16 protein-coding genes and 3 tRNA genes are annotated in these 13,317 nt (G+C 44.5%); 4 read left to right on the top strand and 15 right to left on the bottom strand.

Annotated features, from left to right (window positions below; translation table 11 throughout):
* Positions 1-9: 9 nt before the first annotated feature.
* Together AABK39_RS06685 and AABK39_RS06680 are read right to left on the bottom strand one after the other, a co-directional pair.
* Entirely contained in the window at positions 10-360 is a 351-nt protein-coding gene (locus AABK39_RS06685) for a hypothetical protein (RefSeq protein WP_338394142.1), read from the bottom strand.
* A gap of 155 nt (positions 361-515) precedes the next feature.
* Entirely contained in the window at positions 516-1,121 is a 606-nt protein-coding gene (locus tag AABK39_RS06680; protein ID WP_338394141.1) for a hypothetical protein, read from the bottom strand.
* A 306-nt stretch (positions 1,122-1,427) separates the two neighbouring features.
* On the opposite strand from AABK39_RS06680, the gene AABK39_RS06675 reads away from it, so the two are divergent.
* On the top strand, positions 1,428-2,051 hold the full coding sequence (locus AABK39_RS06675; protein WP_338394140.1) for a helix-turn-helix domain-containing protein: 624 nt from the start codon (positions 1,428-1,430) through the stop codon (positions 2,049-2,051).
* Positions 2,052-2,272: 221 nt separating this feature from the next.
* Here the strand turns inward: AABK39_RS06675 and AABK39_RS06670 are convergent, their stop codons facing one another.
* The 13 genes from AABK39_RS06670 to AABK39_RS06610 all read right to left on the bottom strand — a co-directional run bounded on the left by AABK39_RS06670 (position 2,273) and on the right by AABK39_RS06610 (position 10,858).
* A complete protein-coding gene (locus AABK39_RS06670) occupies positions 2,273-3,112 on the bottom strand; it encodes a hypothetical protein (RefSeq protein WP_338394139.1) in 840 nt (279 codons plus the stop codon).
* Between the two features lie 122 nt (positions 3,113-3,234).
* Positions 3,235-3,771, bottom strand: coding sequence for a hypothetical protein (locus AABK39_RS06665; protein ID WP_338394138.1), 537 nt, complete (start codon positions 3,769-3,771; stop codon positions 3,235-3,237).
* Positions 3,758-4,321 carry a hypothetical protein gene (locus tag AABK39_RS06660; RefSeq protein WP_338394137.1) on the bottom strand — a complete coding sequence of 188 codons (564 nt, stop codon included), beginning with the start codon at positions 4,319-4,321 and terminating at the stop codon, positions 3,758-3,760. The genes AABK39_RS06665 and AABK39_RS06660 overlap by 14 nt, the downstream gene beginning before the upstream one ends.
* Before the next feature lie 54 nt (positions 4,322-4,375).
* On the bottom strand, positions 4,376-4,948 hold the full coding sequence (locus AABK39_RS06655; RefSeq protein ID WP_338394136.1) for an NADAR family protein: 573 nt from the start codon (positions 4,946-4,948) through the stop codon (positions 4,376-4,378).
* A gap of 15 nt (positions 4,949-4,963) precedes the next feature.
* Entirely contained in the window at positions 4,964-5,485 is a 522-nt protein-coding gene (locus AABK39_RS06650; protein WP_338394135.1) for a 3'-5' exonuclease, read from the bottom strand.
* A 225-nt stretch (positions 5,486-5,710) separates the two neighbouring features.
* Positions 5,711-6,244: a GDYXXLXY domain-containing protein gene (locus AABK39_RS06645; RefSeq protein WP_338394134.1), complete on the bottom strand. Its 534-nt coding sequence runs from the start codon at positions 6,242-6,244 to the stop codon at positions 5,711-5,713.
* On the bottom strand, positions 6,231-7,292 hold the full coding sequence (locus AABK39_RS06640; protein WP_338394133.1) for a DUF4401 domain-containing protein: 1,062 nt from the start codon (positions 7,290-7,292) through the stop codon (positions 6,231-6,233). Before AABK39_RS06640 ends, AABK39_RS06645 begins: the two co-directional genes overlap by 14 nt.
* Positions 7,279-8,253 carry a DUF2157 domain-containing protein gene (locus AABK39_RS06635; RefSeq protein ID WP_338394132.1) on the bottom strand — a complete coding sequence of 325 codons (975 nt, stop codon included), beginning with the start codon at positions 8,251-8,253 and terminating at the stop codon, positions 7,279-7,281. Before AABK39_RS06635 ends, AABK39_RS06640 begins: the two co-directional genes overlap by 14 nt.
* A gap of 309 nt (positions 8,254-8,562) precedes the next feature.
* Positions 8,563-9,834: a porin family protein gene (locus AABK39_RS06630; RefSeq protein ID WP_338394131.1), complete on the bottom strand. Its 1,272-nt coding sequence runs from the start codon at positions 9,832-9,834 to the stop codon at positions 8,563-8,565.
* 224 nt (positions 9,835-10,058) lie between these two features.
* A tRNA-Leu gene (locus tag AABK39_RS06625) sits at positions 10,059-10,142 on the bottom strand.
* A gap of 7 nt (positions 10,143-10,149) precedes the next feature.
* A tRNA-Leu gene (locus AABK39_RS06620) sits at positions 10,150-10,233 on the bottom strand.
* Between the two features lie 34 nt (positions 10,234-10,267).
* A tRNA-Leu gene (locus AABK39_RS06615) sits at positions 10,268-10,354 on the bottom strand.
* 198 nt (positions 10,355-10,552) lie between these two features.
* Positions 10,553-10,858 carry a toxin-antitoxin system YwqK family antitoxin gene (locus tag AABK39_RS06610; RefSeq protein WP_338394130.1) on the bottom strand — a complete coding sequence of 102 codons (306 nt, stop codon included), beginning with the start codon at positions 10,856-10,858 and terminating at the stop codon, positions 10,553-10,555.
* A gap of 394 nt (positions 10,859-11,252) precedes the next feature.
* On the opposite strand from AABK39_RS06610, the gene AABK39_RS06605 reads away from it, so the two are divergent.
* The 3 genes from AABK39_RS06605 to AABK39_RS06595 all read left to right on the top strand — a co-directional run bounded on the left by AABK39_RS06605 (position 11,253) and on the right by AABK39_RS06595 (position 13,317).
* The gene (locus tag AABK39_RS06605; protein ID WP_338394129.1) at positions 11,253-11,831 is read left to right on the top strand and encodes a phosphatase PAP2 family protein; all 579 of its coding nucleotides are present in this window, start codon (positions 11,253-11,255) and stop codon (positions 11,829-11,831) included.
* Positions 11,828-12,487, top strand: a complete 660-nt coding sequence (locus tag AABK39_RS06600) for a protein-L-isoaspartate(D-aspartate) O-methyltransferase (RefSeq protein ID WP_338394128.1) — start codon at positions 11,828-11,830, stop codon at positions 12,485-12,487. Before AABK39_RS06605 ends, AABK39_RS06600 begins: the two co-directional genes overlap by 4 nt.
* A 335-nt stretch (positions 12,488-12,822) precedes the next feature.
* The gene (locus AABK39_RS06595; protein ID WP_338394127.1) at positions 12,823-13,317 is read left to right on the top strand and encodes a SixA phosphatase family protein; all 495 of its coding nucleotides are present in this window, start codon (positions 12,823-12,825) and stop codon (positions 13,315-13,317) included.

Below are 13,317 nucleotides of genomic sequence, written 5' to 3'. Positions count from 1 at the left end.
TCCCTACCGTCACCGCCATTCATTACCGCAGTGTCCGCATTGCCTCGCCTTTGGCGTACGGGCCAACCGCCCGCATTTCGGGCATTTGTTCATAAACACTTTGTCGGCGTGTTCCGCCATTATCCTTTCGGCCACATTTTGGTAAAACCGGTCGATGCCGTCTTTCAAAAGGTCCAGCGCGTCTTTTTCGTCAGTCAGCCAGCCTTTCGACAAATAAATCGGCGTCATTTTCTCACGGTCCCCTTCCGTCATCGTCGCCAACTTCTCGGACGATGTGCAGTGCCTCAAGGCCAAAGCCTCGTCACTTGTCATCAGGTAAGAAAAATACACCAAAATATAATCGACCTGTTCCCTCTCCATACTCACTTCCATTAATTATATATGCTGGCCCGGCAAAAACAAACCAAGCCCGAACGTAAATCAAACTTTAAATTTTCTCCCCATATTTTTTTAACCAAAAGCGCACTCCTCTCTTTTACCGTACGCTTTTCTTATTCTTATATTCACTCGCCTCGCTAATAATCCGCATCGGCCAGTTCCATAGACTCCGCAATCCTGTTGAGTTTCGGCTGTAACAGCCACACACCCACCGGAAACAATCCCGCCAAGAAAAACTCTTCCCTGAAATCGGCAAACTCGGGTTCCGCTCCCAACTCAACCCCTTTCATCGTTTTCGCCGCCATATACATGCAATACCCTACGCACACCGTCGAAAACAAATGGAGCGGGATAACGAACAAAGAAGACATCGGGAATTCTTTCGACGCCCCCATCGTATAAAACGATCCGTAAAATACCGCGATAAAAACAATTATTAAATATGCCGACGGAACCAGAAAAATCATTCTTAGCCGTTCCGTATCCGCTTCGAAAAAAACGGGCATCCGTTCCCTAACCCCAAAGGCCAACGTCCACAGCCACCCGAGCCAAATACACTTATACAGTACCAACATCAACACCACTACCGACACCGACAAAGGAATGCGCAACGCCGCTATACCCGACTCTTTTCCGGAAAAGGAAAACAAAACCGAAACCGTAACCGCCGCCACGGCCAAAGGCAAAGCCACGGCATACGAAAACAACTGCCAATGCTTCGCTCTCAAAAAACGTTCGGTCATAATCGAATAAGTACGTTTACAATATTCCGTATTCCCGAAACGGTGACGCCAACCTCGGTCTTTTGCGTTTGGTTCCCTAATGTCACAAAGACACGTTTTACTTGTTCGCCGTACGCTTAACTTCCTTCGTATTACCGTTAATTCGAGAATAATCCCTCCAATCCATACCGCACGCTACCAATACAATTTAGCAAAATAACATAGATACAGAAACATTTACAGTGGAGAAACAAACATAAATACAAGATAAAAACACGTTAACGAATGGTTTTTGATCAATAAAAAAACGAAAAACAACAATGTAAAATGTCTCAACTTAACATCGTCGATCGCGCGAACATATTCCTCGGAATACAAAAAGGTTTCTCCGACGCCGTTATCGCCCGATGCATCGGCAAGCACAGAAGCACCGTATGGCGGGAAATAAAAGCCGGTGGCGGAAGAGACAGTTACGAACCCTTCGCGGCGCAGGCTCTCCGCGACAAACGTCAGGCCCGCGCCGTCAAAAAACGTATGTTGTTCGGTGGCGGAGTACCATTCAACAGTTCCCTTCAAATGTCCGGCAAATTCGCCGGAGGCTTTTCCCATTTACATTACAATCCTTATGAAAAGCACCAGAATCATTTCAACCGAACAACGGAAACATGGCGCCACCGCCCAAGTTCCGGCAAAATTGGAAGCTCTTATTACTTTTTCGGCCATACGGACGCCCCACATACCGGAACAAACTCCGAAACTGTAGCTACACACTCAAAAACCGGCAAACAAAACGGCGCCCGCAAAGCCATCCGTACAATCAAATACGTATTGGCCCCGGCCAAAACCCGAACCATTATCCTCTCCGATAAGAAAACCACGGGCAAAATCCGCCTCAGCCATACCGTTTACGCACAAATACCCTCTGGATATACGCTCCGCAATGCGGGATAAGCCCGAACCCGCCTCAAAAACACCATAATCAAGACCATAAACCGCAAAGAAAAGCCCCGCAACGGAACAGTTTTATTCCGGCGCGGGGCTTTGTCGCGTTTTAACAAGATGATCCGGAGCGATTTCCAGCGGAAGAGTTTCGTCCGCAAAAAATGTTTGTTCTCAAACCATCGCTTCCGTTTCAAAAATGGAAGCGAAACCTCCGTATACGATCAACTCTTTTATTCCTGTATAAGTCGAAGTTTCAGATAATCTTTCGTGACCTTCATATCAGGCGTCAAACGATTCCTTTCTATAAGAAGATCTCCCTCCGGCGTAATTCTGCAATTGCTCGGCCCCCAATCATTGAACTCCAATTCGTGAATCATCTTTAATTTCCCTGCCGAGTCTTTATGGAAAAACTGAAATCCGTTGTACAAGAATCCAGCTTGCAAATCAAAATTCATAGCGACAAAAAGGGAATCATTTAGCCTGACAGGGAAATTACAGGCATTAACAACGGAACCATCCTTTTTATTCACCATTGCTACACCCTTGGATTCATAATACCCTTGGAAAACTGGCCAATAGCCTTTGACAAATTCATAATTTACAAAATCGTTTTGCAAGTAATTATCCGGATCGTCCGCATCATTATTTTTGAATATTGCGTCGCTACCGTTCCCAAGCCTAAAAACAATGGAATCAGGAGTAACCCTAACCCCTTTCGCGTTCGCGTTCTTATCCGTTTTGCTTTCTATATAATCGGAATATTTCTGCGCCCCTTTGTAGTCCACCTCCAAAGCGTGAGCGAAACCAAGGTGTCCGCCAGGGAATTTGATGGAATCAGGCACGGCGAAAGTGTCAAGACTATCAACGGAAGTGGGCAAATGACTATTGTCGGCGTTTGATATTCCCCCCACGCCTATGTTTATGCGCCTGCGTTTTACCTTCAGCGTATCATTTTCATTATTGGTAACGGTATCCTGTTCCGGCGCCTTATTCTCATTTGCGTCTTTCCTGCTTTGGCAAGCGAATCCCATAAACAAAGAAAGCGCTATGGTCAAAAGTCTTTTATCCATCGTCTGTATTTGACTAAAAAGGTAACTAGCGAAAATTCACTGAATACAATCTCGAAATAAATACATACTATAACAAGCTTTAAAAATCACTAAAACAACCTCTAACTTCATTTTAGAGCGAATCAATAATCACAAGAATGTTTCTCATAATATATCGTTTCTCTTTGGGGGCTATAAACTTCAAAATGTTTTTTTCCGACTCGGTAAAAACCTTTGCTTAGATTCACAGCGTCTAAACGAACTGAATCCTTAATGAATTCATTCATATCCAATGAAATATCGAGATAGAAATCTTTCATTTTATAAATAACAGGAATAGCGTCCCCCTTAACTGAATCAGCTTTATTCGAAATAGAATTTATTTTCAGCCTGTCTTTATCACTTAAAGGCAGAGCTTTCCATGTTTTATCAAGCTTAAAGTTTTTGATTTTAAAATAAGTACGTGAATGTTCGCATACATCCGTAAAACCGAACTTCTCATAAAACTGATACAGGATGCCTTCTTTACCAATTCCATAATGCTTTACAAGAGACAAATCCGGCTCCCTTGCCACATCTTTTTCTTCTGTACATGAACAAAACAATAACAAAATCAAAACGACTCGGGCAAACCGAGTCATCCTATTGTCCTTAAAAGATATTAGTCTATTTGCCTTCATAGATTTTGAATCTGATATTTCTAATATCTAATTCCTTTATAAACTCAGTTTCATTCAAACACCCTATTTCTAAAACTTTTTCACCTTCACTATAGCCTTCCATCCAGATCGTCTTTGTGTATTCCATCGTGACTTTATGGATTTCGGAAACTGTCACATGTTTTTCTGATTCTTTCTCATGATCTGCGTTATATGTGGACACGACAAAATGGAAAGGTTCAATTTCAATTATTTCCCGCTTCCTTTTGGCTACCTTAAAAAGATCAAGAAATTCAAAGAACTCCCTAAACGCATTCTGGTCATTACCTTTGTTTCTGTTTTTAATTTGCCAATGCCATCCTCCCGCCTGTCCAAAATGCTCCGGAATATGGCCTAAAAGCCAATAATTAAAATCGAAAAAGTCGTTATACTCTTCCGATTTCAAATCATCCCTTTCACGAAACAATAAATAGCCTGACATAAAGGCGTTGAAAGTGTCAAAAGTATATTCATTGCCCAGAAACATCGCCGGCCTTTTTTTAAGCGCTTCCAATAATTCATATACTTTCATCACACTTTATTTATTCATCGTGTCTCAAGCTTTCATTTCACAACATCAGTTACTTTAAACAGCGCCATCAACTTCAAGAATCCTATCACGCGCCTCCATCAAAGCAAAACCCAAAAGATTTTCGCCGCGCCAAGTAGCGGGATCATTCGCGGAAGAACTGTCGGCGGTCAAACCAATCCCCCAAACGTTATCGACGGGACTGGCTTCCACTAAAACGGTATCGCCCGTGCCGCAGAGAAAGGCCTTTAGTTTTTCGTTTTGGCTAAACTTGTGATAATTACCCTTCACCACTATTTCAAAACGATGCTCTACCCATTGTTCAAACACAAAGGGGCTTATCTTCCGGCCAAGCTTTTTCGCTTCGGCCGGGGTTTCGGCTTCTATTATTTTGGCCAACATCTTATCGTCATTGAAGAGTCTGGCTTTTTCGGCCATCATCCAGTGTTCGGTGCTTTTGTAGGTCACTCCGTCTACGGTGAAGCTCGAAGGCCACCATTGGCTCAAGCAAGACTTCGTGACGTTTCCTTTCTGGTTGGCCCTGTGTCCCCAAAAGAAAAGGAAGTGAGGACATTTGCCGGAACGGAAAAGCTCTACGGTCTTTTTCCAGCTATATTTCATTTCGTTCATTATCATTTTTGTTTTCTACTTTAAGGAAATCTTCAAACCCATTTCCTTTTTCATTTTCAACAGCGCTTCGGCGTTTCCCTTTGCGTCGTCCACGGGATGGTGCGTATGTTTCGTTTCTCTCAAATGCTTAAAGTTTTTGAAAGCGTCGCCACACAAACCTTTGTAAAGGCTCCCGAGGTTTTGGGAAGAATGGCCGAAAGGGTTTTCGCCGGTGAAGCGATGGAAATACCAACAGACAAACATCCAGTCGAAACCGTTATTGTCGCTGATGAAAACGGGCCTGCCTTTACTGTTTTCCTTCACCCAAAGGGCGAATTCGCCCATTACTTTTTCGGGATCGTCAAACCCCATCGTTTCATCGCGGGTATGGCCCGATACGCGCAAGGCTTCCTCCGAATAGTTTTCGGACACGGGCCGGAGGCGCCCGTAAAAGGTTCTGTCCAATTTGTCATCGACCACTACGGCTCCGAAAGAAACCATAGAATATTCGCCGGGAATCGGGCCGTCCGCCTCGATGTCCACCATTATATATGACATACTAAGAAGTGTTTAATAAAGAATAAGACGCGGGACGAAAGCATGGCTTTCCCAACAAAATATAGAGTACAGAATAGCCACGGGAACAAAAGCCACGACGCTTTCGCCCTTAGTTTTCCGGAAAAACATCGGACAAAACAGGTTTGCGGAAGAATGCTTTGCCCGAACGCTTCCGAAGTTTACATTTTCAAAAAGATCTAAAAGAAATCCGAGAAGGAATCGGAGTTATTCATCGTTCATATCATCGAGAACGATATTGGTGTCCTCTATTTTCTTTCTATCCTCGTTATAAAGGCCCACTAGCACACTGTGGCCGCCTTTGTCTATCCTTAATCCGCCGTATTTGGCGTCACGGTAAGCGACGCCCCTGCCTTCCTGAAAAAAGAAAGACTCGGCGCCCAAAGAAATACGGAAACGGTTCGCTCCGTCAAAGCGCACTTTCACTTCGTCAGAGGCCAAAGGTTTGTTGCCGGTAAACAAACGAATGCTGTCGGCCACGCCTTCGGCGTTTACGCGCAACACACACCATCCCCTTTTCGGCAAATCCTTATTATTATTGTCGCGCATCTTGCGGGCCAATTCGTAATCGAGCCGCATATAATCGCCCTGCATCAAAGAGCGGGGATCACGCGGAGCCAAACGCAAAAGCACCAGCTTTCCGTCGGCAAGGATTTTTTCCTTTGCGGAAACGGAATACACAAAGTAACCGGCCAACAAACACAGGTTGGCGATAATTACGGCTGTTTTAATTTTTCCCATTTCCGAAAAGTTTTTTTGAAGCCAAATAATACAGCGCCAGAAACACCAAGCCCGACACGAACAGACTAATGGACTTGGCCAACAGCGTAACGGACATATCATAATAATACCACCAGATGGCATAAAGCAAACCGCCGACGCCCAAAACTATTCCCGTACGGTAGCCCGTCATATACGAGAACAACAGCACGGCGAAACATCCGGCAATAGCCGGAAAAGTAGCGGTAAGCCCCAGCGGCAAAAGCGTCAGAAGCGCAATCAACACTTTCACCCACATATCCGTTTGTAGTCGCCGTGTCGCCATCCATAAGCCCACGGCCGAAACCAAAACAGGCATAAAGACCGATATCCAAGGGTACTTGACCTTAAAAAAGGTATGGAACGATACGTAAAACACGCCGATAATATACGAAATGACAAAAGCGGAACGCAAAGGCAGAAACAGCCAGTTCTTTTTGCGAAGAGACGTCACCAATCGCGATTCGGTGAACATCAGCAAAAACGAAACAACACCGGCGAAGAAAGTGAATATCTGTAGACCCGCGCCCGCTCCCCTTATCAATTCCATACAAAGGGAAAACACGCAAAAGTTAATCAAAAGGCCCAACGCGAAAGCCATCACGCTGTTTTTGGTCAAAACCAAAGAGCAAACGGCCATAATCAACACTACGAGATAGACGGTCTCCTCTTCCATTCTAAACTCGACCAGACCGTAAACAAAAGCCGACAGACCGATGGCGTAAACCGAGACTCCGGATACGCTGATGATCTTGTTCTTCACGCTGTCGATAAACATACCGGCCACGATCAAGACAAGCCCCAAAACCAAAGGCCAAGCCCCTTCATAATTCGACAGAACAAAAAAGGCCAGAAAAGTTCCGGCGGCCAAAGAGCCCCCTATCACGGAAAGGGCCTTAATGGCTATTCCGTATTTATCCACCTTGCGCGTAGCCACGGCGGTGACTACAGCTTCCTTGTCCACCGTAATACCTTCGGCAACAACCAAAGCGTCCAGTTTATCTTCGAAACTATTTTCATTCTCCATCATCGGCCCACTTTTTTTGCAATTTCATCAACAACGCAATGACGCCACCCACAGCGGCAACAATAAATACGCTTACCAAAAGGAACACTTCCGCCGAAAAGCCGGAGTCTTTCACTAACAGATAAGATATAATGACAATCAGACTCAGGGCGATCAGCGCTATATAAATGCGGAGTTTCTTTTTCAGTGAATAGACTATGGCCAAAACATAAAAAAAGGCCACTGGCAAAGCCAAAGACAACAGCGCCACCGGATCAACGCTCTTTTTAAACACATAGTCCACCAATCCGGCCGTTGCCAAGAAGACGCTATAGATCGAAAATGTATTGGAAAACCATCCGGGTACACGGTATTTCTTTACTTCCCTAAGCACCACGGACAAAGTTGCGCCAAGCGCATTCACTACAAAGATGACCGCTTTCAGGTAATCATTCCACGGCGAATTGTAAGGCAGGTTTTGGGTCATATAAAGGGCGATGGTCGTATTAACCAATACCACAAACAAAAACCACAAAGGCGCGAAGTCCGAAACCAAAACCCACAAAACCACGAACACCGTCCAGGCAAGGAAGAAATCATAAGCGTTCGCGCCCGTCTGGTAAATTTGCCCGAACACCGCGAACAGCACTCCCACCAACACCGCGGCGGCCGTAAGAAGTATTTTTTTAATCAGCGGATTAATTTTGGCGAACAGCGCCACTCCGGTAACCGCCACCAATAGTCCGCCGACCAAAGACATTTTTACGAATTTGTCCAGAGCCTCCCAGTTATAAGCGAAAAAGAACACTACGCCGGCAACGCTTAAACCTACTCCCAATCCGACAAAAAGCAAACGGAAAAATGTCACCCAACGGCCGGCACCGGCATAAACATCCTTTTCAAGGGCTTTGGACACTTCACTTTCGGACCAATCGCTGTGTCTGGCCACCAAGTGAATATCATCACGATTAAAATTTGTTTCCATACTCGAAACGTTACGTTTTTCGGGCGAATAACGGATCGCATCACCCGGGAAAGAGATTCTTCCTTATCTCAAATTGACCAGAACGTTTTCGATGAATAAAGTTTGGAATCAAAAAGTCCGCGCCACAAAACCGCTTTTCACTGCGATAAAAAAGGAAGAGGAATCGCCTCTTTCGCTATCAATTACCTGATAAACGTAATGTATTCGCTTAAAAAAAACAAACAAGGGCATAAACATGGACCTCGCAACATTAAAAAAGAGGGCCAGACTACCGCCCGGCCCGTAGTGGGTATAAGCTTGGATTACGTTTTAGAAAATCCTGTACGAAAGCATCAGCGTAATGTCTTTGGCTTTCGCTTCCATAAATACAAGTTCCGAGAAGTTGCTTGAGAAGTTCCCTCTGGCTTCAACAACAAACCTTCCTGTTCTCAATCCCAAACCAGACGCGAAACCAAGCGAATAAGGCCGAATGTTATCATCATTCAACGGCTCGGAAACCTCCGACTCTTCCGCGTTGTCATACTTTGTCACCGAGACACTGGATACATCAGCAATAAAAGCGACGTTCATCCCAATACCGACGAAGACTTTGACTTTTCCGAAACCGTAAGTATAGCGTACCATATTTGTCAAACTCAACGTTCCCAATTCCACTTCCGTCTCGCCGTTCAGAAGCCTAGGTCCCCTACGATAAAGAAAGTCTCCCTCCACGGAGCGCGAATTATAAACCAATTCGTTGTAAAGCGACCATCTCTTAAAATTGCTAACCAAAACAAATTCCGAAAAAAGACCGGCCGAAAAGTTTATTGTCGGAGCAAAATCGGCGCCTGTCACCGAAGGTTTGGCATTACCTTTAAAACTAATTGACGAAACGCCACCTCCCGCAACAACTCCATACTGAAACAATATCCTTTTGAATCTTTCCTTATCCTTTTTCTCTTCTGGTTTTCCGGTTGTGTACACCTCATTAAACAGCTCTCTCAAATCCTCATAATTGTACCCTACTTTTCTAATTCTACGCTCATCTACTTTATCATTATTCCGAAAAACATAAAGCAATTGCCTCTTATAAGTTTGGTCATGCTTAATTAAGGTTTCTCCGTTTCTATGCAGATAATATTTGCGGTGAACCAATTGCTCAACCACTCCATTCACTTTTATAAAAAACAGCTCCCTGATACCTTTATATCTAAGGAGACTTATTTCTCCGGCTTCCAACACTTCAAGAAATTCCCTACGCAAAATCCACACGCCTTTGTTATCTGTATCAAGCGGAATCTTGCCTTCCCTTTGCTCAACCAAATCCATCTTCACATCGCAGGCTTCGTATTTTATTTCGGGAGAAACTAAACCGAAAGCCAATAAAGAACCCGGGCCATAAGAGTTGGCTTCCGCATCAACAGTACGTTTAAACTTGATCAATCGAGGAGTCCGGTCCCAATCCTGATAATTAACGAAACCAATTATACTGTCCCCTTTCGCAGTTTTGATATAACCGGGTTTGAAATTAGACTGTCCGAACAAAAATCCATTTACGCTGACAAGAGCGGTAACCAAAAATAGCCTAACGAATACCTTCATAGAACTTTATGTTATTTCATAACCAATACATTAAAGACTCCCTCTAACACTATTAATTCGAAACAACTGTCTATTTCCCCTATTGAAAGCTTGGTGAAAGAATTCTTTCCACGCTCGGTTATAATGATAATGTGGTTTGAAAAAGGTGAAAAAACAAACTGTGGCAGTCAACCTATACGTTTTCTAACAAAAAAAGCCTTGCCGAAAAAAAGGACAAGGCTTTGTGCACATGAGAGGAGTCGAACCTCCACGGCCGTAAGGCCACCACCCCCTCAAGATGGCGTGTCTACCAATTCCACCACATGTGCAAGGTAGTGCGCACGAGAGGAGTCGAACCTCCACGGCCGTAAGGCCACCACCCCCTCAAGATGGCGTGTCTACCAATTCCACCACGTGCGCAAATTATTCTTGGTATGTATTTCGAAAACAAAACTGGTGCGCACGAGAGGAGTCGAACCTCCACGGCCGTAAGGCCACCACCCCCTCAAGATGGCGTGTCTACCAATTCCACCACGTGCGCTTTTTTCTGTTTTCGCTGCATCTCCTTCCGAAATGCTGTGCAAAGGTAGGCATAATTTCGATCGGCGCAAACCTTTCACAAACTATTTTATCTCGAAAAAACGCCCTCGTGAGTATCTCAGGGGCATTATTGTCATAGAAAAGACTCAAGACCAAACCATTACAAGAAGCTTAGGTCCCGAAAAAAAATCAACGGATTTTATTTTCCGTAATCAATTTCCTCAAGCAATTTCCCCGCTTCGTCGAACATCTTCCACTTACCTTTTTCCACGCCTTTGATATAGTTCCCCTCCATGGCCACGGTTCCATTCTCATGAAAATATTTCCACGCCCCTACTTTCACGTCGGTTTTGTAAGCGCCCTCTTCCCTTTTTTTTCCGTTTTCATAGAAGCAAACCCAAGTCCCTTCTTTTTTCCCTTCCACGGTTTTTCCTTTACACTCGTCCGCATATAGCGACGTTGCGGACAAGCCCAAAGCGAATAAACAAAACAACAATTTCCTCATGGTCCTCATGGATAATTACGATATGCTCACTTTTTCAAAAAACTCCGGTATCGCCGGCCTCAATGGCTAGTTTCGCCCAAAGATTACACCTCTCCAAAACTTTCCGTTCAGCCCGATGCAAGGCATATAACAAAATATATAGAGCCGAACATAGAATAATATAAAATTATACTTTTTGGAATTATATAACCAACCTTCCCGGGGCATTTCGCAATTCCTAAAAAAATAACAGAACTTTCATTAGTTTCATACCAATACACCTTTCATTTATTCAAATTTCGACAAAAGAAAAAGCGCTCAAACAACAAGGTTCGTTATATCCATCAAAAAGGTTGTGAATATTCCAAGGAAGCCTATTTTTGCGTGCTACCAACAATCTAACAGCACTTCAGCCATGCTAGAACACATTATTAACGCCGACAAAGACCTGTTCCTCTACCTGAACGGCATCCACAATCCTTTTTGGGACACCATAATGTACTATGTGACGAAAACTTCCACATGGATTCCTTTTTATGTTTTGTTGGCGGCGTTCGTTGTAAAAAAGTTTAGAAAAAACTCTTGGCCAGTGTTTATTGGCGTCGCCCTTGTGATCCTTATCGCCGACCAAACGGCTTCCGGATTTATGAAAGGTTATTTCGAGCGTCTTCGCCCTTGCCATGACCCGATAATCGGACCTCTGGTGCATTTGGTAAAGGGTTGTGGCGGAAAGTACGGTTTCGTGTCTTCACACGCCTCAAACACTTTCGGGCTAGCTACATTTATGTATTTGATCTTTCCTCAAGAAAGAAAATTATTCCGATGGATGTTCCTCTGGGCCGCTATTGTTGCGTATAGCAGAATCTATGTAGGAGTTCATTACCCGTTAGATATTCTCGGGGGCGCTTGGGTTGGCGTTGTCGCCGGCGTTATCGGAATTGTCGTCACAAAACTTATTCTCAAAAAAATCACAAAGAGCAAATACGGTTTATGACCCCAGCGGACAGTTACAAGCATAAAGGATTGAGGCGAAAGCTGGTCGAAACCCTCAAAGGGAAAGGAATCAGAGACGAGAACGTGCTGAGCGCTATAGGCGCACTGCCCCGACATTGGTTTTTCGAAAGCGCCTTTTGGGATCACGCATACCAAGACAAAGCGTTCCCCATCGGCAATGGCCAAACCATCTCCCAACCTTACACGGTCGCGTTCATGACGGAGCTTCTGGACGTGAAAGCGGGAGACCACATTCTTGAAATCGGAACGGGCTCAGGGTACCAAGCGGCTATCCTCAGCCTTTTGGGCGCGTCGGTCTACACCGTGGAATGTATTTCGGAATTACACGAATCAGCCAAAAACACGCTGGAGACAATTGGTATCGAAGCCGTCAATTTCCTTTTGGCGGACGGGTCAAAAGGCTGGGCGGAAAATGCCCCGTACGACAAAATCATCGTAACGGCGGCATCACCGGCAATTCCCGCACCTTTGATGGAACAGCTTAAAATCGGAGGAAAACTAGTAATTCCGCTTGGTGACAGAAACCAACAGCGAATGACCCGCATGACAAAAACAGGTCAAAAAAAAGCCGAAAGGGAAACTTTCGGTCATTTTCGCTTCGTCCCACTAGTGGGCGAAAACGGCTGGGAAGACTGATCGGCACCTTTGGCGCTTCGCTTTATTTCGCCTTCTTTCCAGAAGAAGTGATAAAAACCTGTACGCGAATCTTTTCGCATTCCGAAAATCTTGGTCGTATTGCCTTTCATAATTTCTTTTTTATCATCTTTCGCCAAAGTGCGATCAAAAACGCATTTCAACCACCCAACCAGTTTTGAGACGCAAACTGGACACGTTTCCACAAACTCTGAAACGCTACGCAAAACTTCGGGGCGCTTTGTAAATATACGTTCCCAAGGCGCCTAACCGCCGAAGGTTTTTGTTAAATTATTGCAACCATATCAGCTCAAACAGCACATCAAGTTTAACTAAAGATGAAACAATTAATCTTGGTCCGACACGCCAAATCAAGCTGGGACGACCCTAATTTACGAGACTATGACAGACCTCTGAACAAAAGGGGAAAACAAGCCGCTCCGCTAATGGGAACCAGACTACAGAAGAGAAATATTCAGCCAGACACAATCATTTCCAGTGGAGCAAAAAGGGCTTTTGACACCGCTTTGGCCGTTTGTGAGGAAATAGGGATTTCAAAAAATGAAATCGTCAAAAATGACGAACTGTACCTGGCTTCACCAAAGGAAATTCTCAAAACAATCAGAGCTATAGATCCCGAATCGGAAAGTGCGGTACTATTCGGGCACAACCCAGGAATCAGCGAAATTGCCGATTTTCTTACTGACGAAGCTCCCGAAGACATGCCTACAGGAGCAACGATCATTATCCGTTTTGACATTGACAATTGGAAAGACATTTCAAAAGGCCTGGGGAAAACCGAATATTACAGCTATCCCAAAGCCTCCGAATAA

The organism is Fulvitalea axinellae (assembly GCF_036492835.1).
GTDB lineage: Bacteria > Bacteroidota > Bacteroidia > Cytophagales > Cyclobacteriaceae > Fulvitalea > Fulvitalea axinellae.
This window is presented reverse-complemented; position numbering and strand designations above follow the sequence as displayed.

Excerpts from the sequence above, each read along its gene's own strand:
- AABK39_RS06685 (WP_338394142.1), bottom strand. The coding sequence starts at position 360 with ATGGAGAGGGAACAGGTCGATTATATTTTGGTGTATTTTTCTTACCTG.
- AABK39_RS06680 (WP_338394141.1), bottom strand. The coding sequence starts at position 1,121 with ATGACCGAACGTTTTTTGAGAGCGAAGCATTGGCAGTTGTTTTCGTAT.
- AABK39_RS06675 (WP_338394140.1), top strand. The coding sequence starts at position 1,428 with ATGTCTCAACTTAACATCGTCGATCGCGCGAACATATTCCTCGGAATA.
- AABK39_RS06670 (WP_338394139.1), bottom strand. The coding sequence starts at position 3,112 with ATGGATAAAAGACTTTTGACCATAGCGCTTTCTTTGTTTATGGGATTC.
- AABK39_RS06665 (WP_338394138.1), bottom strand. The coding sequence starts at position 3,771 with ATGAAGGCAAATAGACTAATATCTTTTAAGGACAATAGGATGACTCGG.
- AABK39_RS06660 (WP_338394137.1), bottom strand. The coding sequence starts at position 4,321 with ATGAAAGTATATGAATTATTGGAAGCGCTTAAAAAAAGGCCGGCGATG.
- AABK39_RS06655 (WP_338394136.1), bottom strand. The coding sequence starts at position 4,948 with ATGAACGAAATGAAATATAGCTGGAAAAAGACCGTAGAGCTTTTCCGT.
- AABK39_RS06650 (WP_338394135.1), bottom strand. The coding sequence starts at position 5,485 with ATGTCATATATAATGGTGGACATCGAGGCGGACGGCCCGATTCCCGGC.
- AABK39_RS06645 (WP_338394134.1), bottom strand. The coding sequence starts at position 6,244 with ATGGGAAAAATTAAAACAGCCGTAATTATCGCCAACCTGTGTTTGTTG.
- AABK39_RS06640 (WP_338394133.1), bottom strand. The coding sequence starts at position 7,292 with ATGATGGAGAATGAAAATAGTTTCGAAGATAAACTGGACGCTTTGGTT.
- AABK39_RS06635 (WP_338394132.1), bottom strand. The coding sequence starts at position 8,253 with ATGGAAACAAATTTTAATCGTGATGATATTCACTTGGTGGCCAGACAC.
- AABK39_RS06630 (WP_338394131.1), bottom strand. The coding sequence starts at position 9,834 with ATGAAGGTATTCGTTAGGCTATTTTTGGTTACCGCTCTTGTCAGCGTA.
- AABK39_RS06610 (WP_338394130.1), bottom strand. The coding sequence starts at position 10,858 with ATGAGGAAATTGTTGTTTTGTTTATTCGCTTTGGGCTTGTCCGCAACG.
- AABK39_RS06605 (WP_338394129.1), top strand. The coding sequence starts at position 11,253 with ATGCTAGAACACATTATTAACGCCGACAAAGACCTGTTCCTCTACCTG.
- AABK39_RS06600 (WP_338394128.1), top strand. The coding sequence starts at position 11,828 with ATGACCCCAGCGGACAGTTACAAGCATAAAGGATTGAGGCGAAAGCTG.
- AABK39_RS06595 (WP_338394127.1), top strand. The coding sequence starts at position 12,823 with ATGAAACAATTAATCTTGGTCCGACACGCCAAATCAAGCTGGGACGAC.